This is a genomic window from Gallicola sp. Sow4_E12 (assembly GCF_052116305.1).
Taxonomy (GTDB): Bacteria; Bacillota; Clostridia; order Tissierellales; family Peptoniphilaceae; genus JBQKLI01.
In genome coordinates this window covers 36,234-58,703 of record NZ_JBQKLI010000014.1, presented here as the reverse complement: position 1 = coordinate 58,703, position 22,470 = coordinate 36,234, and the positions used below count along the sequence as shown (strand labels likewise).

Here is a 22,470-nt window from a genome sequence, read left to right as displayed (position 1 = left end):
AAAAGAAAGATAAAAAAAACGGATCCAAGATCCGTTTTTTATTTATTTATAATTGTAAATAGTTACGTTTACGTTTCTTCTTCCCCAATCTCTAGCTTGTTGTTCGCTATCCATATAAAGGTCGATGATATTTCCTTTAACTGCACTTCCTGTATCTTCAGCTATACCATTTCCATAACCTTCAACATAAAGTTCAGTTCCCAATGGAATAACATCAGGGTCTACTGCGATAGTACCTTTTTTAGGAACAGTACCTGTTGCTGTTCTGTTTCCTGTTGCAGTATAAGCAGTTGCCTGCATTTGAGTTGTATAAGATCCAGAGTTGTTTTCTTGAGCTGGTTTTTCTTGAACAGGCTCTTCTACTACAGGAGTCTCTTGCACTGGAGCTTCTTCTTTAACAGGAGCTTCTTGTACTGGAGTTTCTTCTTTAACAGGAGCCTCTTGTACTGGAGCTTCTTCTTTAACAGGAGTCTCTTGTACTGGCGCTTCTTCTTTAACAGGAGCCTCTTGTACAGGTGCTTCTTCTTGAACTGGAGTTTGTACTTCTTCGTTTTCGTTTCCTGAAGTCCAAGCTTTTTCTTCTACAGCAGGTGTTTCAGAAACTGGAGCTTCTTCTTTAACGGGAGCTTCTTGTACAGCTTTTTTTGCAACTGGAGCATTTTCTTTTTGAACGGAAACTTCTTCAGCTGCTAATTTAGACTCTTTTACAGGAGCTTTTTCTTCTGCTGCAGCTGCTTTTTTAGAAACAGCTTCTGCTTTTTGTACATATTTCTTAGTTTCTTTTACAGGAGCTTTTTCTGATTTTTTAGCGGCAACAACTGCTTTTTTTGGTGTTGAAACGACATTTTTCACTTTAGCAGGAGCTGATTTTGCTTGATTGCCTGCAGCTTCTTTTAAGAAGTCTTTTGCGATATATCCTTCTATGTCAAGATATTTGATCTTGACCCATTCTTTGTAAGGATTTTCTTTAGTAGCTTCTGTTTCATAGACAGTACCTTTAACGAATGTTCCTTTTGGAAGGATTGCTAAAGATGTTTCTGTTACAGAGGCTCCGCTTCTGATATGTAGCGCTTCTTTGCTGATTCCTGTAAAGATTTTTTCTTTACCATCTTCTGTTATAACAACTGTTGCGTTTTCTGCTGCGTAGCTTGGTACAACTACAGTAAATGCTGCCCCTAATATTAATCCTGAAAGGGCAACTTTCTTAATAAAATTTGTGTCCACTTTTACACTTCCTTTTTCTGTTTTTATTTTTTTATAATTCAATACTAAATATTTATTTGTATTATTTAGCAGTGCCTGTTGATTTCTCACTACGATTGCTATTCTATAAAAAGTAAAAATAAGTGTCAATGATTAAAAGAGGAAAAATCAGCAATTATAATATAAAAAATACATACTATATTAAACCATTATAATAAAGGAGTCCTTTAGATGTTGAAAATCAAAGGTTACAAAAAGGTTACAAGAAAAGTGGAAAGATAGAATTTGAAAAAAACAAAAGTTACAAAAAGTTAACAATGAGAGCTGAGAATGGAAAAAAACGGTTAAAAAATCAAAAACCGAAAGGCGATAAAAAAGTGGTATCTTAAAAGAAACAAGCCGTCTTGACCGTTTATTTCCTGTATGAGAAAATAAGATAATAGGTAGATAAATAATACCTTACGAGAGGATGAAAATAAAAATGATATTTTTGGTAGTATTCTTATTAACCTTAGTTAATGGAGTCTTTGCCATGAGTGAGATTGCTCTAGTCAGTCTCAACGAAAAAAAGGTAAAAAACAGGGCGGAAGCAGGAGATGCAAAGTCTAAAACGCTGTATCATCTTTTGCAGGATTCGAATAAATTCTTATCCACTATTCAAATCGGAATAACCTTTGCAGGGTTCTTGACATCTGCCTTCGGTAGTGAAGCTTTTGCAAATATGCTGATCAATTTTATAGGCAGAACTGCGCCTCAAGTTCCAGTAGAAAATTTTAAGGTTGTTATTGTAGTTATTATTACCTTAATCCTTTCTTTCTTTAGTATTGTTGTTGGGGAAATGGTTCCGAAGAGAATCGGGATGAATAACCCGGAGAAAGTGTCTTATGCTGTGGGTGGATTTATACATAAACTAAGCCGAATTACATCGCCGATTGTAGCCCTTCTTTCCGCTTCAACAAATCTGATTGTAAAAGCGGTAGGAATCGATCCGAATAAACAAGATAACGAAGTAACAGAAGAAGAAATCAGACTGATGGTGGATGCCGGCGAAGAAGAAGGTTCCATTCAAGAAAATGAAAAAGTAATGATCGAAAACATCTTCAATTTCGATAATAAGCCTGTAACAGATGTTATGACCACAAGAAGGGATATGGTATCTGTAGATGTGAATGCAACCTATGAAGAAGTAAAGCGTCTTGCTTTTACGGAAAGATATTCAAGATATCCAGTATTCGAAGGAACCATTGATAAAATAATCGGAACTTTTCATTTAAAGGACTTATTGACATTGGATGAAAACAATACAAAGCAGAACTTTGATTTAAGAAAGATTTTGAGAAAGCCCTATTTTGCTCCAGAAACCATGCGCTCAGACCGTCTTTTTGCAGTAATGCAGTCAAAGAAGCTTTATGTAGCAATCATTCTTGACGAATGGGGAAGTGCTGTCGGAATGGTCACTTTGGAAGATCTATTAGAAGAAATCGTCGGGGATATTTTTGACGAGTACGACCATGACGAGATCGAAGAAGTACGGAAAGTGGCTGAAAATCAGTATCTGGCAGATGGTGTAGTCTCTTTAGATAAGATCGAAGATTTAATAAAGGCAGACCTTCCTTTAAACGATTTTGAGACACTAAGCGGTTTCATTATAGGGGAGCTTGGTTATCTTCCTACAGAAAAAGATCAAGGCTATACCTTTGAATATAACGGTTATGAATTTAGAATATTATTAGTAGAAAACCGATTTGTAGAAGAGGTATCGATCCATAAAATAACAGATGAAGAAAATATGAAAGAAAATATTTCGAAATAAATGACAAAAGGGGAAGAAAATATATATTTTCTTCCCCTTTTGTCTTACAGAATAAGTCCATAATTTTTAGAAGGATGACGCAATTTTATTCAAACTTGTAAAAAGCGATAATAATACGACAATTTATAATTACCCGAGGGATAGGAAGCTAAACAAAAAAATTATTAATTGTCGGATTCTCTGAAGCGGAGAAATTTATAGACTGAAAGGATAAAAAAATGAAGATAGAAAAAGTTGGAATATTGGGGCTGGGTGCTTTAGGAATTCTTTATGCTGAAAAACTATCGAAAGTATTAGGAGAAGATCTCTATATCTTAGTTGACAGCGAAAGAAAAGAAAGATATTTAAAAGAAGGTGTTTTTTCAAATGGGAAAATGCTGAATCTGAATTATCTTGATTATGAAAAAGATAGTCAAGAGCTGGATTTGATCATCGTTTCATTGAAATCTTATCATGTAAAAGACACTCTTCCGAAGATTGTAGGCCTGGCAGGAGAAAAGACTTTGTTTATATCTTTGCTAAACGGCATCGACAGCGAAGAGATAATAGAAGAGAGATTTGGAGAAAACGCTGTACTTTATGCAGTAGCCCAAGGAATGGATGCTACCAGAGATGGAAGATCCCTTTATTACAGCAATACAGGTAATATCAGCCTTGGCGAAAAAAACAATCAGCCAAGCAAAAGACTTGAAGCGGTAAAGAATCTCTTCGACCAAGCTTCTATCGAATGGAATACACCGGCGGATATTCATCTTCAGTTGTGGAGCAAATTAATGCTTAATGCCGGGATCAATCAGGTACTGGCTCTATATGAGGGAAGCTATGAAGACTTTCAGAAAGATCCTAAAATAAGGAAGCTTACCATAGATATTATGAGAGAAGTAAAAACAGTGGCAAATCAAAAGGGCATTGCAATTACAGAAGAAGAGATTCAAAAATGGATAAAGATACTCGACGGGCTCGATCCAAAAATGAAACCTTCCATGGCGCAAGATGTAGAGTATGGACGGAAAATGGAAATCGGATCTTTTTCAGGGAAAATTTGTGAGTTAGGAGAAAAGCTCGGTGTTCCTACCCCTCTCAACAAAAAAATAAAAGAGGACCTTGAATTAAAAGAAAAGAAATAACGGATTATTCTATTCTAATTTATTAAATATCTTAAAAGGAGGGTATATAAAGCTATAAGATTCTTATTTTCAAAAGAAAATATCCTAAGTGGTGTTTTCTTTTGAAATGGGAAGAATATAATACTTTAGGCTTGATAAAATATTGTCCTATCATTTCGATCGTGATGGAATGAGAGCAATAAAATAAGGAGGAACAATATGCATAAAAGACTATTTATACCCGGCCCGGTGGATGTAAGACCGGAAGCGTTAGAAAAGATGGCAACTCCTCAAATTGGACATAGAACAAAGGAAGCTACTGAACTTCAAAAGAGTGTTTCCGAAAAGGCAGCAAAGGTATTCCAGACTAAAAATACGATTATTTTATCTACATCCTCTGGAACAGGGTTAATGGAAGGAGCAGTGCGTTCTTTCACAAAAAAACGGGCAGCTGTATTTTCAACAGGGGCTTTTGGAGACAAGTTTTATAAATTGTGTATAGGAAATGGTATTCCTGCAGATAAATACAAAGTAGAAGCTGGAAAAGGAATTACTGTAGACTATGTTAAAGAAAATCTGGCAAAAGAAGATTACGACTTGATCACCCTGCAGCATAACGAAACTTCAACGGGCATTATGAATCCTGTTAAAGAGATCGGCGATTTTTTAAAAGAGAATTATCCGGATATTACATACGTTGTCGATGCGGTAAGCTCCATGGGAGGAGTCGACATCAAAACAGATGAGTGGGGAGCAGACGTTATGATTACTTCCACTCAAAAATGTATCGGTCTTCCTGCTGGAATGGCGATTGCTTCTGTAACAGATGGTGCGATCGAAAAAGCAAAAACCATCGAGAACCGGGGAGTATACTTCGACTATGTATCTCTTTACGACAAAGTAAAGGCGAAATATCAATATCCTTCTACACCCTCTTTAGCTCATATGTATGCATTGGATTATCAGCTGGGATTCATGCTGGAGGAAGAAGGACTGAAAAATCGATTTGCTCGTCATGAGGCTATGGCAAAGACAGTTCGTGAATTTGCAGAAGAATATTTCGAACTATTGGTAAAAGATGAGAAGTTCCGTTCAAACACAGTTACCTGTATCCTCAATACTAGAAATATTGATGTAGGGGATCTAAATAAAAAATTGGCTGAAAGAGGATTTATGATTTCAAACGGCTACGGCGATTTAAAAGATAAAACATTCCGGATCGCTCATATGGCAGATGCTCAGCCGGAAGTACTGGATGAATTATTAAAATATATTAAAGACATTTTAGGTCTATAGGAGGCAGTATGATTAAGGTCTTAGTTACAGATGGGATGGATGCAGAAAAGAAACTGGAATTGGTAGATGCCGGTTACGGTGTTATCGATGAAGAAGTGGATGCAGAGGAGCTTAAGAAATTGATTAAAGACGTAGATGTAGCTGTTATCCGCTCACGAACAAAAATAACAAAAGAAATCATCGACGAAGCTTTAGAAACAAAACAGTTTAAAGCGGTTATCCGTGCAGGTGTAGGGCTTGACAATATTGATGTGGCTTACGCTACAGACAATGGAATTAAAGTGTTCAACACTCCAAACGCCAGTTCCAATGCAGTTGCAGAGCTTGCGTTGGCAGAGATACTAAGTATTCCCCGTTTTATACACACTTCAAACATCGAGATGAGAGAAGGGATCTGGGGCAAAAAAGCGTATAAGGGAGAAGAGATTGAAGGAAGAACATTAGGACTTGTAGGTTACGGAAGGATTGCTCAGAGTCTGGCTAAAAAAGCGAAAGCACTGGGAATGAATATTATCTTTTTTGATCCCGGAGTAGAAGAAGGAGAGGAAGGATCTGTAGAACTAGAGGAACTTCTTTCCAGTTCCGACTTTATATCTCTTCACATTCCGGGAGGAGAAGCGAATTATCATTTTATCGGAAAAGAAGAATTTGAGAAAATGAAAGAAGGCGTGTATTTTATCGATCTTGCAAGGGGAGGAGTAGTAGATGAAGATGCTTTAGTGGATGCAATCGAATCTGGTAAGGTGAAGGCAGCTGCTTTAGACGTATTTGAAGAAGAACCTGTCAAAAATGAAAGAGTTCTTAAGTGTAAGCAGATCTCTATAACACCTCATATCGGTGCGGCTACAAAAGAAGCACAAAAAAGAATCGGACAAGAAGTAGTAGATATTTTGAAAGAAAATTTCCCCCAGTAATTTACGGAGGCAGACATGGTACAAGTAAAAGGATTTAAAGGGATTAGACCGACAAAGGAAAAATCGGAAGATATAGCAGCAGTTCCTTATGATGTTGTAAACAGCGGCGAGGCAAAACTCATCGCTAAAGAAAATCCCTTAAGTTTTTTAAAGATAGACAGAGCTGAAATCAACTTTGATGAAGACATAGATTTTCAAGATCCCAAAGTTTATGAAAAAGCAAAAGAACTTATAGAAGAATATATTGCAAAGGGCTTCTTTTTAGAAGATCCGGATGAGAGCATCTATATTTACGAACAACGATGGAAAGATGTTGTCCAAAAAGGAATCGTTTGTTTATCTTCCTGTGAAGACTATCTAGATAAAAAAGTCAAGATCCACGAACATACTTTAACAGCAAAAGAAATCGATCGAACAAATCATATTGATATTACAAACTATCATACAGGACCGATCTTTCTTTTATATCGGGAGAAGAAAGAAATTCAAGAGGCTATCGAAGAAGGGATAAAGACAGGAGAGGTGATTTTCGATTTCGAAAGAGACGGGGTCAAGCATAAAGGCTATCGTATCGAACCGAGAAAGTTGGAAGAGCTTTTTAAAGATGTAGATGCGACTTATATCGCAGATGGACATCACCGCTGCAAATCTGCGATAAATGTATACGAAAAAAGAAAAGAAGAAGATAGACTGACAGAAGGAAGCGGATATTTTCTGTCTGTGATTTTTCCGAAAAATGAAGTGAAAATTCTTCCCTATAATCGTATCGTAAAAGATTTAAGTCCTTATTCCGAGGAAGAATTTGTAGGAAAATTAAAAGAATATTATGAAGTAGAAGAAATAGAAGATTATAGAGATCCTGTTGGAAAATTCAACGCTACAGTATTTGTTGGAAATACATTCTATTCTATTGACTTAAAAGAAGATAAAAAGTCAGAAGATCCTGTAGATTCTTTAGACGCTGCAGTTATGCAGAAATATAACTTTGACGATATATTGGGCATAAAAAACCCGAAAGAAGACAAAAGACTCGAGTTTGTCGGTGGAATCCGAGAACCGGCCTTCGCCATCGAAAAAGTTAAAGATGAAGGGGGAGCTGCGTTCTTCCTTTGGGCAACAACAGTAGAAGAATTATTAAATGTAGCAGACCACGACAGAATCATGCCCCCAAAATGTACTTGGTTCGAACCAAAACTCCAAAGCGGCCTGTTCCTTCATAGACTGTAAAAAAAAGTGTGGAGCTTAAGAAAAGAATGGAGTTGAAGAGGAAAAATGAGAAATACGATCATTTTTCTACTTAAGATGAAAAAGCAGGGGCAAAGCCCCTGCTTTTGTATTTTCAAAAAGTTATCAGTATAAGAAAAATGTAACAGTTTTATGTCAAGCAGAAAATGGATGCTTTTACCGTTTTCAACCATATCTCCCCTCTCCCCTCTTTCACATTCCACACTGTTCTTTTAATCCTTCCACCATTCATCATAGACTGTAACCGGCAGCTGGCGTTTATGTTCGCTGTTTTTGAAGTAGCGTTCTAGCTTTATTCTGGATTCTTCCGGAATTTTTTTCCCTTCCAGATAATCGTCGATTTCGTTGTAGGTGAGGCCTAGAGCTGCTTCGTCGGCAATCATCGGTTTTTCTTCTTCCAGATCTGCTGTAGGAATTTTGTCGTAAAGTTCTCTAGGACAGTTTAATTCTTTTAACAGGGCTTTTCCTTGGCGTTTGTTTAAGCGCCAGATGGGCATAATATCTGCTGCTCCGTCGCCGTGTTTTGTGAAAAATCCTGTAATATTTTCTGCTGCATGGTCTGTTCCGAGAACTATACCGCTGTGTTCTCCGGCAAGGGCGTACTGGGCGATCATTCGGGCTCTGGCTTTGATATTTCCCTTATTATAGTCGGAGATGTCCTGTCCGCTTAGCTCGAGGGCGGAGACCATACCGTCTACAGAATCTTTAATATTAACACTGTAGGTTTTATCCGGAGAAATATATTCCAGAGCCTTTAAAGCATCTTCTTCGTCGGCTTGTTCTCCATAAGGAAGACGGACTGCTAGAAAGGCGGCTTCTATTCCTTCGCTGCGAAGTTCTTCTACAGCCATCTGGGCAAGTTTTCCAACTAAAGTGGAATCTTGTCCGCCGCTAATCCCTAAAACACAGCTTTTAAAGAAGGGGTGCTTTTTGAAATAATCTTTGATAAAATCTATAGATCTTCGTATTTCTTCCGAAGGGTTGATAACAGCTTTTACTTTTAACAGTTGGATGATTTTTTCTTGAGTACTCATGAGATGCTCCTTTATATAAATAGAATTGAGAGGTAAATAATGAACTATGAAAATTGTGTAAATGGACGTTTTATACGCCGTGTTAACCGTTTTATTGCAGAGATAGAAATTCATGGTGCGGTAGAGAATGTGCATGTCAAAAACACTGGACGGATGAAGGAACTTTTTCTTCCAGGGGCGGAAGTAGTCTGTGCTTATATCGACTCTCCGAAAAGAAAAACGAAATACGATCTTATTTCTGTAAAAAAGGGAGAAGTCTGGTTTAACGTGGATTCCCAAGTTCCAAATCAGGTGGTTTTTGAGGGAATAAGGGAGGGGGAAGTTTTGGAACTTCCAACCTTTGATTTTCTAAAAAGAGAACACTGTTATACAGATTCCAGGATCGATATTTATGGGGAGAAGGGGCCTGAAAAGTATTTGATAGAAGTCAAAGGGGTAACTTATGAAAATGAAAAAACTGCAAAGTTTCCCGATGCACCTACCTTAAGAGGGGTCAAACATCTTCATTCTTTGATTCGTGCCGTGAAAGAAGGATATAGAAGCTATGCCTTCTTTCTTCTTCAATTCACAGGAGTCGATTATTTTACACCCCAAGACGAACGGGACCCCCTCTTTGGCGAAACCCTTCGCCTTGCAGCAAAGGAAGGTGTAGGTATTCTCGTTTATGACAGTATCGTCAAGGGAGGTTCTATTGAGATCAAGGGGAAAGTGCCTTTTAAATTATAAGGTTATTTTAAAGGCCGTACAGTGACTTCCCCGCTTGAAATCTGAATGGTTTTTCCATCTTGATCGAGTATCAATTCTCCTTTGTCGGAAACACCTAAAACTTTACCGTATTTTTTTTCTCCCCGATAGAGATAATAGATTTCCTTTCCCTGAAGGATGTGATGTGCTCGATAATAGTCCAAATAATCGGAAGAATCTTCTATGAGATGATAAAACTCGTTCACGATCTCTGCTATGAGCTGATTGCGGATAAGGTCTTTGCTATGAATCGAATCTGCAGAGTCTTTTATGTCCTCAGGGAAGTCTTCTGTGCGGATGTTGATTCCAATTCCGATAATAACTGTTTCGATTCTTCCCGATTCTAAAGAAGTAATACCTTCTGTTAAAATACCGGCGATTTTTTTGTTTCGAAGATAAAGATCATTAACCCACTTTATCCCCACAGGAAGTCCTGTAAGCTTTTCTATGGATTTTGCAGCGGCAACAGAAGTCAGAGTCGTGAGTCTAAGAGCCATTTCTACATCTTCTAGAAATGGATAGACCAAGGTCATGTAGATTCCTGTTTCGGAAGGAGAGTAAAAGGGTCTGCCTAAGCGTCCCTTTCCTTTTGTCTGCTCTTCGGATACTACAAGAAAAGGACCTTTAGTACTGCCAAGGAGCCTTTTTCCTTCTTCGTTGGTGGAATCGATGGTCTTATAGGAAAAGATATCCAGTTTTTTTAAGTCCTGTTTAAGATAAGAAGAGATCCCTTGAGGGGAGATAAGGTCGTTCTCTAAAAGAAGGCGGTAGCCTGTTTTTCTTTTGGACTCGATTTTATAGCCCTCCTCTTTTAATTCCTTCATCGCTTTCCAGACAGCTGCCCTTGTTACTTGAGCCTTTTGTGCCAATTCTTCCCCGGAGAGAAATTGGTCTCTGTTTTTTTCTAATTCCTTTAAAATAAATTCTTTTACAGACATAACTCCCATCCTTTCTGCTATTATTATACTACAGCTTGCTTTTGAATTTTGATAAAGGAGGATTTCGATGACAAATTTGCAAAAAGGAATACTAAGTACGGCAGCAGGCGGGTTATGCTGGGGATTTTCTGGAATGATCAGCCAGCATCTTATGACCAGCCAGAATATGAACCCTTTATTACTATCAACGTTTAGAATGCTGGGAGCAGGGATTCTTCTTTTGATCTTTCTGCAGTTTAAAAAGAAGGAGAAATTATGGGAAATATGGAAAGATCCCTCATCTTCCAAACGGCTGATCCAGTTTGCGCTTTTTGGATTGACCTTTAACTCGATTACCTTTCTTGCAACTATTCAATATACGAATGCAGGAACGGCAACGATTATGCAGTATCTTTCTGCGATTATTATATTAGTCAGCACAGCGCTCTATTATAGAAAGATGCCGAAAAGAAATGAAATAACCGCCCTTGTTCTTGCAGTCATAGGAGTGTATCTGATCGCTACCGGAGGAAACCCCGGAGAATTAGCGGTGTCCCCGTTAGGGCTTGTGATCGGATTAATTTCTGCGGCAGCTCTTGCTTTATACAATGTTCTTCCAGTAAAAATTTTGGATAAATACGGATCCCTTGTTATAACTTGTTGGGGAATGCTGATCGGAGGAATAGTCCTTGCTGTTTTTTATCAGCCATGGAATCATCTTCCAGAAATAACCTCTTCTTTTATAGCCAACACCTTGATAGTTATTGTGTTAGGAACGGTTCTTCCCTATGCATTATATTTAAAAGGGATAGCCTTAATCGGACCAGTGAAAGCCAGCATGATTATAGCAGTAGAACCTATCTCGGCTACAGCCTTCGCTGCAATGATTCTCGGCACAAACTTTTCGGCAGCAGATCTCTTGGGTTTTGTATGTATACTTTCATCTATATTTTTCTTAGCTGAACGAAAAAAGAGAAGGAAAAGAAAGAGGGAAAAGTTTAAAGAAGAAGGTATCTATTCCTATGAAGATTGATAGAGATAAAGCTGTTCTTATATTTTGTGAAAGGATGCTTATCGAATCTTAAAAATATAAAAGATGAGGAATGGTATGATACAAGATCCTAGCAGCCAGTAATATTTACTATAATTGTTCTAAAAATAGAAGCCTGCACAGCCGAAATGTTGAAATATCTTTATAGATGAAGAAGAGGGAACGGTTTATTTATGTTAGAATAAAAAGAGTATAAAAAAAAGGGAGAAGATCTGTTTACATATGAAAAATATTAATTTAAAAAATAAATCGACAATGGACTGGCTGTTTCGGGTCATTAAAGGGGTCTTTATCGGAATAGGAGCGATCCTGCCGGGCTTATCTGGAGGAGTGCTCGCAGTGATATTCGGTATATACGACCGCATGATAGAATTTATGGCAAAACCTACTAAAAAATTTCTGGAGAACGTACTTTACTTTGTACCGGTGGGAATAGGTGTTGGACTGGGGATACTTCTTTTCTCCTTTGCGGTGAGTGCAGCTTTTTCTTCTTATGAGACTTTATTTGTCTGTCTGTTTTTAGGTTTTGTAGTGGGGACCTTTCCTTCCTTATACAAGCAAGCAGGGGCAGAAGGCAGAGAAAAGAAAGATTTGATCATAACAGCAGTTACAGCAGCAGTGCTGTTTTTAATAATGAATATTCTTCAAAAAGGATCCTTGATTCAAATAGACCAGCCGGGGATGATAGCTTGGGCGGTTGCCGGATTTTTAGTAGGGCTTGGATTTCTTATTCCAGGACTCAGCACTTCTAATTTCCTCATGTATTTTGGAATGTATTCTAAAATGACAGACGGAATTTCCAGTTTTGATTTTTTCGTTATTATTCCTATTACTATAGGACTGTTCGTTTGTGTATTGTTGTTTTCAAAGCTTATTCACAGCCTTTTAGACCATCATTATGCGAAAATGTTTCATTTCATTTTAGGAACGGTAATCGGATCTAGTGTAGCGATTTTGACTACAGTTATATTTCCGTCTTATGGAGGAGAAGGGCTTTCTAAAATGGGCTTAAGCCTTGGTGCAGCCCTTGTGGGAAGTATATTGCTCTTTGTTATAGGAGTCATTACATCTTATGCTTTCAGCAAAGTGGAAGAAAGATATTCGACGAATTAAAAGAATCCCTCAGGGTTCTTTTTTGTTCTAAAAAGAGTTCTTTGGGAATAAAGAAAACAAATAAAAAAATAGAAGGGGATCTTATGATTCAAATAACACAAGAAGCATTAGACTATTTAAATAAAAAAGGGAAAAGGGCTGTTACCGTTGAATATCCGGAACACAGGACGAACTGCTGAGGAGCGGGTGTTCCTGTAGCGGAAGTTTTCGCAAAAAAGCCAAAAAATATTTATAAATTCAGCTGCGAAAAGATAGAGGGGGTAGAAGTCTATCTTTCAAATGCCTTATATATGCCGAAAGATCCAGTGATTATAATAGACGTGGAAAAGATTTTGTTTTTCTCCAACTTGACGGTCACAGGACTGAGGGCTACGGATTATTTCAAAGATTAATATCTTTTTAAAAACATAGTTCTGAACAAGAACTATGTTTTTTTGCACTCTATAGACAGAAATTATCCCTATGCTATAATTACTATATACAATTATTTTCTATATCTATTCAAAAAACAACCTTTAAAAGGAGAAATGTATGAAAAAAGCTTTAACCTTATTGCTGTTGGGAGCTATGATCTTTGCTCCAATAGGACAAATTACATATGCAGCGGATAACAGTGCAGCAGCGTCTCAAACAGTTCAAAAAACACGTTTAGAAGAACTGGAAGAGAAAGAAAAAGCCGATACTTTAACAGAAAACGAGAAAAAAGAATTAGATTATCTAAAAAAAGAGAAAGAGATAAAAGGAAATATAGCTGTTTTAGAAAAGAAAGAAAAAGAAGAGGAGTCCGCATTTTCTGAAACAGATATAAAGGATCTTGCCGCACTGAAAGAGAGCTTTGCTAAGGATAGATTTGCTCATTTAGAATGGAAAGACTCCATAAAAATCATAGCGGATGATGAAAAAACGGAGCTTGAAGCTTTTAGAAAAGCCCAGAAGAAAGCAAGATACGAAGAACTAAAAGCGAAAGGAAAGCTGGAAGGGGACGATATAGAAGAGTTTGAAGAACTGAAAAAACTTTTTGAATCACCAGTTCAAGTTCTATCCGATACCGTATCGCCAGTTCCAGGGAAAGATTGGGATAAAAAACCTGTTGTGAAAAGAGACCGCCTTACAGAAACAGAAGCTGTGAAAGAGTCTTCTAAAAGAGAGGATGATGTCTTTAGCGATAAGAAGCCTTGTACTGCAGACTGGTATGCAGAAACGGTTCATGACCCGGATCTATCAAATGCAGAGGGGATTGTCTACAGAGTCAACAATATCGATCAGGGAATCTTAGAGATCCATTCAAAACAAGAGACTTCAGGGCTTGTGAATTGGACTGCAGCTTTATCTACTTCTAGAAAATTAAAAAATGGAAAACTCTACATCGAGTTTGCAGATCCGAACTGGATACCGATAAAGGAAAGTTTTGCTATTTTAAAGATGGACAAAGATGCAAAAGAATCTCCCTTTACAGAAGTTACAAATGCAAGAGATTCTAAAAATAAAAAAGAACTGTATGCTAAAGCAAACTATATCTCCGACTATAAAGCAGTTTGGAATGAAAAAGACGGAGTCATTACCCTAACAATTGATCTAGGGAATATGTCTGGAAACAGCAGCTTGGCCTTCGAATTGAAAGGATACTATTCCCATAACTTAGAGAATGTACTAAAAGAGTATTCTTTAACAGGAGACTATAGCGAAGGGGTTAAAGAGAACGTAAAATACAGCAGCGAGTTTATCAATCCGAAAGAGGGGAATAACAATGCAAGGATTTGGTTAAGCGCAGCATTTACAGCGGATATCGAAAACTGTTCGGAAACTCTTGTAACAGGAGGGAAAAGCTCAAACAAAACTTCTAGACTGTCCGGTTCAAAGGGAATCCCTAAAACTTCGGCTTATACAGCGCCGCTTTTATTGCCGGAAATGATTCTTCTCGGCACGGGAGCTTATATCTTACTGAAAAAGAAAAGAAAATAATTTAAAAGGAACAAACCGCTTAGAAGGGTATCTATGAAGTAGATCTCTTAGTAAGCGGTTTTTTTGTACAGTAAGGAGGAGAGTATGAAATTTGAGACTATTTATATATCAGAAAACAAACCTATTCCGAATAGCAATCTGCCGGTGATTTTCTATAGCAGTATCTTTCAGGAAGGCAAAGAGGACTATGGAGAGGACTTTTTTAAACTTTTTGAGAAAAACGGATGGGGGAATTCTTGGAGAAACGGAGTCTATTCTTTCCATCATTATCACGCAAAGGCTCACGAAGTCTTAGGATGCGCTTCCGGCTGGGTTAAAGTTCAGCTTGGAGGAGTAAAAGGGGATGTATTCGAACTTAAAAAAGGGGAAGCGGTTATTCTTCCAGCGGGAACAGGACATAAAAGAGTAGAGGCTTCAGCAGATTTTTCCATTATCGGCGCTTATCCTTACAATCAGTCTCCGGATCTGAATAAAGAAGATTCAGAAAAATATGCGGGAAACAAAGAATCCATTCAAAAAGTACAAAATCCAGAGAAAGACCCTGTAACAGGAGAAGAGGGGCCAGCTGTAAAAGAATGGCAGTAAAAGGGTATTAAGAAATTTAAGAGAAATAAAGGAGGATTATTATGGAAAAAGTTATCGTATATACTTCATCAACCTGTCCTCATTGCAAGACAGCTAAGAAGTTTTTAGAACAGAAAAAGTATGAATTTATCGAAAAAAATGTACAGACAGATCCTGGCGCTTCGGCAGAACTTCAGGCATTGGGAGCACAAGGAGTGCCTACATTCAAAATCGGGGAACAGGTAATCGTCGGTTTCAATCCCTCTGCTATTGAGAAAGCGTTAGCTTCTAAAGTTATGGGCTGTCCAAATTGTCAAAAGAAGCTGGCAGTACCTCGAGGAAAAGGAAAGATCAAAATAACCTGCCCCCACTGTTCTCATAAATTCGAAACAGAAAGTTAAGGAAAAGGATAGGGATGAGGAAGTAGGGGATAGGAAGTAGGGGAAAAGATAGAGAGTAGGAAATAAGGGGAAAGAGCTTATAAAGAAAGAGTGGCCGATCATTTCTAGCCAAGAACGAAAAAACCGTTCTTGGGAAATGAGTGGATGAGACCTGTAATCAAATCAAAATACCTGATTTGAGCTAGGGCTTCAGAGAGTGATAGAGTGAAGATGAAGTAGAAACGAAGGGCGTGTTTCTTTTGGGACATCTTAAAGAAAAATGCTTTGCATTTTATGATTAAGAAAACTTTTGAGCTGAAAGCGAAAAAGTTCTCCAGCCCTACTGCCTTCTCCCTATTTCCTAGCCCCTGTTCTTTATCTCCTCTTCAAATCTACGGCTTCCACAGGGCAGATCTCATGGCAGCAGTAGCAGCGGATGCACTTTTCGTAATCCGGCAGGGCTTTGCCCTCTACCATGTCTATAATCTGTCTGGGACACAGGTCTTTGCATCGTTCGCAGCCGATGCATCGATCGTTCATAATGGGCCAAGGAGACCATTTATCTTCCAGTTTTTTTGCTAGGTTTTTTGTTAAAGAGAAGCGATGTAAAAGAAAGTAAATGGGGTTGCCGGAAAAAGAGCCCTCAATCGCAGGCTGGAAAACTGTTTTAAAGTCTTCGATATTTTCTCCAGAGATTTCCAATTCGCTGATGTTTTTTGGAATAAGATTTCTGTCCATTGCTTCTAGAAGGACTGGAATTTGTTTGTAAGGAAGGCTTACAAGATCGCTAAAAAGAAAATCGAGGGCATAGGGGTTTTCGGATAAGCCTAATAAACCGACTTTTTTGGCTGTTCCGCCTGAAGGACCAGGGCCTTCCATTCCGATAACGGCATCCATTAGGGAAAGATTCGGCTTGAGATACTGGCAAAGATCTACAAGCATTCGGCTGAATTCCCTTTTGTCGGGGTATTTAGAGTGATAGTATGCTTTTTCAAGTCCGGGGATCAGACCATACAGGTTTTTGACAGCGCCTGTATAATAAGTGAGGCTGTGGGTTTTTAATTTTGGAAGATTTAAAATGAAATCGGCTTCTTGAAGAACTTCTAAAAGGTGAAAAGATTTTAAGTTTTTTCCTTCCGGATAAGAAACTTTCCTCCCCTTTAAGTTTCTGTTTAAGCGAAGGGGAATTCTCTTTTCTAAATCGGACAGTCTGCAGATCCGATAAACTTTATCCAGACTTTGTGCAGTGAAAGGGCCGGCAGGGCTGTCGGCAACAATAACGGAGCAGTTTTTTTCAATAAAATAAAGAGCTGATTGGCGAAGAATCTCAGGATGAGTTGTGACTGCCTTCTCAGGGGAGTTGGGAGAAAGAAGATTCGGCTTTAGAAGGATGTTTTTTCCAGCGATATCTAAAACAGAAGAGGAAAAGTACCGGTCCAGCAGCGTATAAACTGCTGTTTTAATATTCTCTTCCCTATAATCGCTGCAGGATTTCAGATCTATTTTTTGCTTCATATTGTCCTCCTCATGGTTGCTTAACTTCATCCTACTGAAAAGCGGCATTTTATTCAAGAAAATTTGATATTTTCGTTTAAAGTGTGTACAAAACAGGTATGAGTATAATAGAAACCTATTACGCAAAGGAGGGATAATGATGGATGTAAATTTGAATATAATAAACGAGATCTTCTATGATTTTGATCAAGAAGAAGTTTCATTAATCGCATTGATCAACGATGGCGAATATGAAGGACTTCCAGAGGAAATGGAAGAGGAGCTGAAAGCTTACAAGGAGTTTACAATTGATCCAAACAAAGTCCTTTCGGTACGTATCGTTGCAACGGAAGAAGGCGTTGTCAAAGGGATTGTACTGAATCCTGTGCGTTTATTCTATGAACTGGATACAGAGGAAGATAAACGAAAAATACTTCCAGAAGAGTTTAATATTGCAACTTTATATACGAACGACGAAGGGGAGATTATCGTAGGATCCCTATTGGAAGTTCTTGAAGCATGGATGCTGCGCCACGATTTAAGAAGAGAATATGAAAAGTATACGAAAGAAGACGAAGAAAAATAAAGTTCCGGCACACTCATCTTTTCTGGAGTGGCCAGTTTTTTTGTGGAAATTCAGTAAATAGAAGCATCCTTGTTTTTGCAGGAAGAAGGTTGGGGGTAAGGATTGAAAAAATCCTTATAGAAAAGATTATTTAACGTAAAAATAATTAAAAAATTACAAAAAAATGTTTAGAAAGAAATATTAGGGTATATATAACTATATAGTAATAAATATTAAATTAAATCGGAGGAATTCAAATGACTAAAAAGATTGGTGTACTAGTTGGTAGTTTAAGAAACGGTTCATATACAGAAAGTGTAGCAAAAAAAGCGATTGACCTTTTACCGGAAGGATATGAAGGGAAAATTTTAGATATTTCTAATTTAAAATTCTATAACGAGGATTTAGATACAGAAACAACAGTAGATCCGACATATCAAGCATTAAGAGATGAATTGGAAGAAGTAGATGGAGTAATCTTCGCAACTCCAGAATACAATAGATCTGTTCCAGCATTGATCAAAAATGCAATCGACGTAGGAAGCAGACCTTATGGACAAAGTAAATTCGAAGGGAAGCCAGCATTGGTAATCGGTGTTTCTCCTGGAGCTTATGGAGCATTTGGAGCAAACCACCACTTAAGACAATCGCTAGTATTCTTAGATATGCCTGTAGTTCAGCAGCCGGAAGCTTATTTGGCAAATATTACAGAATATATGGAAAATGGCGAAGTTACGAATCCTCAAACGATAGAATTATTACAATCTGTAGTAGATCGTTTTGTAGATTTAGTGGAAAGATATTAAGATATTTGAAAAATCGGGGAAACCCGATTTTTTTGTATCCGAATATTTTTTTAAAAAAGTATAAATTTACAAATAATGGGTAGAAATGATTCTAAGGAGGGATAATATTATGAACAAAAATCCAAATCATGAATTCGATCATACAAATAATGAAAATAGACTAGACAAAGAAAACAAAGCGAAGGATCCGGATTGGGATAGAGGCTTGTTGGATGAGTTTGAACCTTTTGGGAAAAGAGAAAAAGGAAAGACAGATGAAAAAGCTGTAAAAGAAGAACCGAAAAATACGGACCCTCATGGATTGTTGGATGAGTTTGAACCTTTTGGCAAGAAAGAAAAGGTTTTTAGTGATGAAGAAAGAGACCGGGAAATAGCTCAAGAAAACTATACTCCGGATGCAAGCATAGAAGAAAAGGTAGATGAAGCAAGAGAAAAAGCAGAAGAAAACGATATCGGCGATGAAAGACATATTCGAAAGGATCAAGACGAAGAATATAATGACAATGTAAATCTTCCAGGTTCTGACTCGGGAAGAGAAGAAAAAGAGATAGATTACAGAGACGAAAAAGAAGGAAGAGATTTAGGAAGTCCAGCTAAAGGCCAGAGCCACGGGAAAACATATCGGGAAATATATCAAAAGGATGAAACTTTGACAAAGGAAGATTCTATAGAAATAGAAAAAGCTCGGGCAGCGGGAAGACCTTTAGAAAGCGACTTTGAAGACAAATATGAAGGTGATTATGTTCCGGATGATGAGAGAAACAAAAAAAGCTTCGGCCCGAAAGATAATCCTGAAGTTATAGCTGCACCTTATGTAGAGGGTGTGGATAAGAGACGAGATGGAAATTACACAAAGGGAGATATAGACATGGGGGAAGATTATAAACGCAAAGACAGGGATGAGAATGCAGCAGCTTCCCCAGCAGGAGATTTCGAAGAAAAATATGAAAAGAACTATGTTAAAGAAGATTCTTCAGAAAAAACAACGAATAAGACTCATGCAGAAATAAAAAATAAAAGAAACGACCAAAACGAAGGTTATGAGGAGGATGTAAATCTTCCCGGTTCTCAATCTCATAGCCGAAAAGCAGATAAAGAAAAAAACGAGCAGAATGAACTAGGTGAAAACTTCGAAGAGAAATACGAAAAGAATTACGTAAAAGAAGATACTCCACAGGGAAATAATAAAAAAGAACCTGCTGAAGAAAACTTCGAAGAGAAGTATCGTGAAAAATACGCAGATAAAAACACAGAAGAAAATAATGCCAATGCACATTATGAAAAAGATCATCCCGAGAACAAAGGGATTAACACAGCTATACCGAATGCCGGCTTCGAAGAAGAATATCGTGAAAAATATGTAAAAGACGATTCTACTAGTACGGATGAAGATCTATACACTGACCCTGAAGCAAAAGACGATATTAAAGACCGAGGCGGATTAAGAGAAGAGAATGTAGTAGAAGAAGCTCTTCGCGAAACAAAAGCACGCCAAAGAGAAGGGGAAAAAGGACAATTTTTAAAAGAAGAACTAGAACGTCTTGAACTTGAAGAAAAGCAGTACGATAACAATATATATAAGAAAGATGAATAGATTCTAAAACTCCTAGAAAGCAAAAAACCGCAGTCTTAAGACTGCGGTTTTTTGTTTTGTTTTTCGATACGATAAGACAGGTCGGAAATCTCTTCGGTAATAACTCTTAAAGTTTTGATAAAACTTTCTACATGATAATTATAGATCACTTCATATTCTTTATGAGGCTCCCCGATAAGAGGATGAATCTCTCTTCCTAAAAGAATCTCTAGATCTTTTTTGTTTTTATCCGATAGAGGAACCAGCCGCTCTCTTTGGGTGATTTGTGTAAGCAGACTGAAGGCTCTATAAAACTGTGTATTGACTTCCCATATTTCAGCGAGTGTAATATCTTTATGGAGAAACTGAGTTTCTTTTTCAACATTTAAAGTTTCTAGAGTGATCGCGTTAAGCTCCTTTACAATAGGAGAAAGCTGGATTTCATGATTGTGTTCCAAAAGATCCAGCACTTTTTCACGGAAGGTTTGCAAGACTAAACTATAATGCTTCACAAGGAAACGTTCCTGATCCGGCGGAAGAAAATAGTAATTTACCAAAAAACCTACGATAACCCCGACGAAATTATCAAGGACTGTGTGAAGTGTAAACATCATCGGAGTAATATCTTCGCCGACAGGATTGAAAAGCATAACCGACATCGTTACGATACCAGCAGTGACTATAGAATCCTGCCACTTCAAGCGGATAAAAACATTGATTAAGAGAAAAAGGGCGAAACCAATGGCGAATCCATTTGTAAAACCCAGAAACTGAAACAATCCTCCCAAAAGCCCCCCTAAAAGTGTTCCAAACACCCGGTTAAATGCCGCTTTATAAGAGCTGGAAATAGAATGAGTTATGGTAATAAAAGCCGCTATTCCCGACAGCAGAGGCGATCTCAAACCGACGGATTGTGAAATCATAATCGACAAGGCTACGGCAAGAGAAGACTTGATAATGCGCCGTCCAAATAGTTTTTTCGTTTGTGCTATGCGAAACATAAAATCATCCTTTTATTTCATAAGTATAGTGTTGTCTATCCTTATCATACCCCATTATTATGTATAAAGCTTGAAGAAAAAAAGAAGAACCTGAACACATCTATTCAGGTTCCTCTAAGAGAGAAAAACAAAATATGTAAAAGAAATTCAAATATTTCTAGTACAATAATTTAACTATTTTTATCTGCGATAAAAAGTACTTTTATATAACGGATTGCCACGTAGAAAACCATAAAGGCTGCGATAATGGTTTCGATAAGTACAAGTATAGGCAATATACTGTGCTGGAATCCAAGAGCTTCGTTAAAGTATCCTACACTTTGTTTTAAAGCGATCGCTGAAATAACAAAGGGGAATGTGAAGGAAGAATAAGCAGGGAAAAAAGGTCCTGTCAAAAACTTCGGCATCTGCACTAATACATAAAGCATCATCAGCTGAGCTATAATAAGCATTATAATTACAATGGTAGGATTTTTTACATCGAAGGCTGTCAGATAGCCTGCCAATAAAAGGCTTGCTGGAGCTGCTACGATACCTACAGATGGTTTTGCAACATCTGGAATTTCTTTTACAACATGCAGTCTTTTAAATACCGGTATTAACAGTGCGATATAAGCTAGTAGTCCAAACCAGAAAGCGATAATTCCAACAATCGGGAATCCCATAGCTTTTGAAGTTAAAGAGGTTACTACGATTCCTACATATAATACAAAATAAGTAGCGAAAACTTTTTTTATATTAAAGTTTAAGATGAAATTCTTCGTAAAGACAATAATAAGTCCGATATAAAATACAATAGCCGCACACCACACTATGAATGCAATAGTAGGGAGCATTGGACGAATATAGCCGGCTAATAGGATAAAGGCCATCGGAAAGGTAGCCATAGAACTTGAGATCAGCGGATGGTTCAATCCCTCTTTAAAGGATTTCGGATCCTTGATAATTTTCGCAAGAATAGCCAGTGCAATAATAAGAGCAACAGCACCTAAGACAAAACGCAATTCTTGAGAATAAGAACCCAACAAGTTTCCTAGAGCAGCAAAGCCCAGAGCTAAACCTGCGATAGGATAGGGTAATTTGTTAAGCATAATAAGCCTCCTTTGTTTATGTATTAATCAATACATATTATAGATTCATTTAAGCATAGAAGGAAAGCTGTAGCAAGATATATTATTTTGCAACACGTTAACAATAAGATTTGAAAAATGGCAAAATTATGGGTATATATACAAGTATAAACAAGGGCTTAAAACTTACATACAGATTATAGAAAGGAATCCAATGATTATTAATATTGAAAGTTCTCATAAAAATGAAATGATCGATATCACTGAGACGATAGAAGAAATTGTGGGAAACGAAGGAGAACCTGTAGCCTCCTGTTTGATTTACTGCCCGCATACTACAGCGGCCATTACGATCAATGAAGGAACAGACCCCCATGTGCAGGAAGACATGCTTTTAGGTTTGGATAAAGCGTTTCCAGATCGAAAAGAATTCAAGCATGGAGAAGGAAATTCTGCTGCCCATATAAAATCATCCGTCATCGGCGGATCTGTATGGGTGCCTATCACAGGAGGAAGACTGCAGCTTGGAACATGGCAGAAAATATACTTTTGCGAATTCGACGGACCGAGAAGAAGAAAGGTGATTGTGCATATTCAGACTTAATGTAACTGTTGATAT

The 22,470-nt window shown here is 37.6% G+C and carries 21 protein-coding genes; 15 read left to right on the top strand and 6 right to left on the bottom strand.

Annotated elements, in window-relative coordinates:
- Positions 1-42 precede the first annotated feature (42 nt).
- Positions 43-1,224: a 3D domain-containing protein gene (locus ACTQ46_RS08415; protein ID WP_441748937.1), complete on the bottom strand. Its 1,182-nt coding sequence runs from the start codon at positions 1,222-1,224 to the stop codon at positions 43-45.
- Positions 1,225-1,684: 460 nt separating this feature from the next.
- On the opposite strand from ACTQ46_RS08415, the gene ACTQ46_RS08410 reads away from it, so the two are divergent.
- From ACTQ46_RS08410 to ACTQ46_RS08390, 5 genes are all read left to right on the top strand, one after another.
- Positions 1,685-3,016, top strand: coding sequence for a hemolysin family protein (locus tag ACTQ46_RS08410; RefSeq protein WP_441748935.1), 1,332 nt, complete (start codon positions 1,685-1,687; stop codon positions 3,014-3,016).
- Positions 3,017-3,234: 218 nt separating this feature from the next.
- Complete coding sequence (locus ACTQ46_RS08405) at positions 3,235-4,143, top strand: ketopantoate reductase family protein (RefSeq protein ID WP_441748933.1); 909 nt, start codon at positions 3,235-3,237, stop codon at positions 4,141-4,143.
- 198 nt (positions 4,144-4,341) lie between these two features.
- Complete coding sequence (locus tag ACTQ46_RS08400; RefSeq protein ID WP_441748931.1) at positions 4,342-5,418, top strand: pyridoxal-phosphate-dependent aminotransferase family protein; 1,077 nt, start codon at positions 4,342-4,344, stop codon at positions 5,416-5,418.
- 8 nt (positions 5,419-5,426) lie between these two features.
- Positions 5,427-6,332 (top strand): NAD(P)-dependent oxidoreductase, encoded by a 906-nt coding sequence (locus tag ACTQ46_RS08395; protein ID WP_441748929.1) that lies wholly within the window; start codon positions 5,427-5,429, stop codon positions 6,330-6,332.
- Positions 6,333-6,347: 15 nt separating this feature from the next.
- Entirely contained in the window at positions 6,348-7,559 is a 1,212-nt protein-coding gene (locus ACTQ46_RS08390) for a DUF1015 domain-containing protein (RefSeq protein WP_441748927.1), read from the top strand.
- A 230-nt stretch (positions 7,560-7,789) separates the two neighbouring features.
- Here the strand turns inward: ACTQ46_RS08390 and nadE are convergent, their stop codons facing one another.
- On the bottom strand, positions 7,790-8,611 hold the full coding sequence (gene nadE / locus ACTQ46_RS08385; RefSeq protein ID WP_441748925.1) for an ammonia-dependent NAD(+) synthetase: 822 nt from the start codon (positions 8,609-8,611) through the stop codon (positions 7,790-7,792).
- Positions 8,612-8,650: 39 nt separating this feature from the next.
- On the opposite strand from nadE, the gene sfsA reads away from it, so the two are divergent.
- On the top strand, positions 8,651-9,337 hold the full coding sequence (sfsA, locus tag ACTQ46_RS08380) for a DNA/RNA nuclease SfsA (protein WP_441748923.1): 687 nt from the start codon (positions 8,651-8,653) through the stop codon (positions 9,335-9,337).
- Between the two features lie 2 nt (positions 9,338-9,339).
- Here the strand turns inward: sfsA and ACTQ46_RS08375 are convergent, their stop codons facing one another.
- The gene (locus tag ACTQ46_RS08375) at positions 9,340-10,293 is read right to left on the bottom strand and encodes a biotin--[acetyl-CoA-carboxylase] ligase (RefSeq protein ID WP_441748921.1); all 954 of its coding nucleotides are present in this window, start codon (positions 10,291-10,293) and stop codon (positions 9,340-9,342) included.
- 67 nt (positions 10,294-10,360) lie between these two features.
- Between ACTQ46_RS08375 and ACTQ46_RS08370 the strand changes: the two genes are divergently transcribed.
- The 5 genes from ACTQ46_RS08370 (at position 10,361) to ACTQ46_RS08350 (ending at position 15,363) form a co-directional block, all read left to right on the top strand.
- The gene (locus ACTQ46_RS08370; RefSeq protein ID WP_441748919.1) at positions 10,361-11,305 is read left to right on the top strand and encodes a DMT family transporter; all 945 of its coding nucleotides are present in this window, start codon (positions 10,361-10,363) and stop codon (positions 11,303-11,305) included.
- A 240-nt stretch (positions 11,306-11,545) separates the two neighbouring features.
- Positions 11,546-12,436, top strand: coding sequence for a DUF368 domain-containing protein (locus ACTQ46_RS08365; RefSeq protein ID WP_441748918.1), 891 nt, complete (start codon positions 11,546-11,548; stop codon positions 12,434-12,436).
- Positions 12,437-12,967: 531 nt separating this feature from the next.
- Entirely contained in the window at positions 12,968-14,398 is a 1,431-nt protein-coding gene (locus tag ACTQ46_RS08360; protein ID WP_441748916.1) for a hypothetical protein, read from the top strand.
- A gap of 84 nt (positions 14,399-14,482) precedes the next feature.
- Positions 14,483-14,983 (top strand): hypothetical protein, encoded by a 501-nt coding sequence (locus ACTQ46_RS08355; RefSeq protein WP_441748914.1) that lies wholly within the window; start codon positions 14,483-14,485, stop codon positions 14,981-14,983.
- Positions 14,984-15,024: 41 nt separating this feature from the next.
- Positions 15,025-15,363: a glutaredoxin domain-containing protein gene (locus ACTQ46_RS08350; RefSeq protein WP_441748913.1), complete on the top strand. Its 339-nt coding sequence runs from the start codon at positions 15,025-15,027 to the stop codon at positions 15,361-15,363.
- Between the two features lie 354 nt (positions 15,364-15,717).
- Here the strand turns inward: ACTQ46_RS08350 and ACTQ46_RS08345 are convergent, their stop codons facing one another.
- On the bottom strand, positions 15,718-16,857 hold the full coding sequence (locus ACTQ46_RS08345; protein WP_441748911.1) for a DUF362 domain-containing protein: 1,140 nt from the start codon (positions 16,855-16,857) through the stop codon (positions 15,718-15,720).
- A gap of 136 nt (positions 16,858-16,993) precedes the next feature.
- Between ACTQ46_RS08345 and ACTQ46_RS08340 the strand changes: the two genes are divergently transcribed.
- From ACTQ46_RS08340 to ACTQ46_RS08330, 3 genes are all read left to right on the top strand, one after another.
- Positions 16,994-17,422: a hypothetical protein gene (locus ACTQ46_RS08340; protein WP_441748909.1), complete on the top strand. Its 429-nt coding sequence runs from the start codon at positions 16,994-16,996 to the stop codon at positions 17,420-17,422.
- 236 nt (positions 17,423-17,658) lie between these two features.
- Complete coding sequence (locus ACTQ46_RS08335; RefSeq protein ID WP_441748907.1) at positions 17,659-18,207, top strand: NADPH-dependent FMN reductase; 549 nt, start codon at positions 17,659-17,661, stop codon at positions 18,205-18,207.
- Positions 18,208-18,316: 109 nt separating this feature from the next.
- A complete protein-coding gene (locus ACTQ46_RS08330; RefSeq protein WP_441748905.1) occupies positions 18,317-19,801 on the top strand; it encodes a hypothetical protein in 1,485 nt (494 codons plus the stop codon).
- Between the two features lie 35 nt (positions 19,802-19,836).
- On the opposite strand, the gene ACTQ46_RS08325 is transcribed toward ACTQ46_RS08330, so the two are convergent.
- The gene (locus tag ACTQ46_RS08325; protein ID WP_441748903.1) at positions 19,837-20,781 is read right to left on the bottom strand and encodes an FUSC family protein; all 945 of its coding nucleotides are present in this window, start codon (positions 20,779-20,781) and stop codon (positions 19,837-19,839) included.
- A 170-nt stretch (positions 20,782-20,951) separates the two neighbouring features.
- Positions 20,952-21,872 carry a TDT family transporter gene (locus ACTQ46_RS08320; RefSeq protein ID WP_441748901.1) on the bottom strand — a complete coding sequence of 307 codons (921 nt, stop codon included), beginning with the start codon at positions 21,870-21,872 and terminating at the stop codon, positions 20,952-20,954.
- Between the two features lie 193 nt (positions 21,873-22,065).
- On the opposite strand from ACTQ46_RS08320, the gene ACTQ46_RS08315 reads away from it, so the two are divergent.
- A complete protein-coding gene (locus ACTQ46_RS08315) occupies positions 22,066-22,455 on the top strand; it encodes a secondary thiamine-phosphate synthase enzyme YjbQ (protein ID WP_441748899.1) in 390 nt (129 codons plus the stop codon).
- Positions 22,456-22,470: the final 15 nt, after the last annotated feature.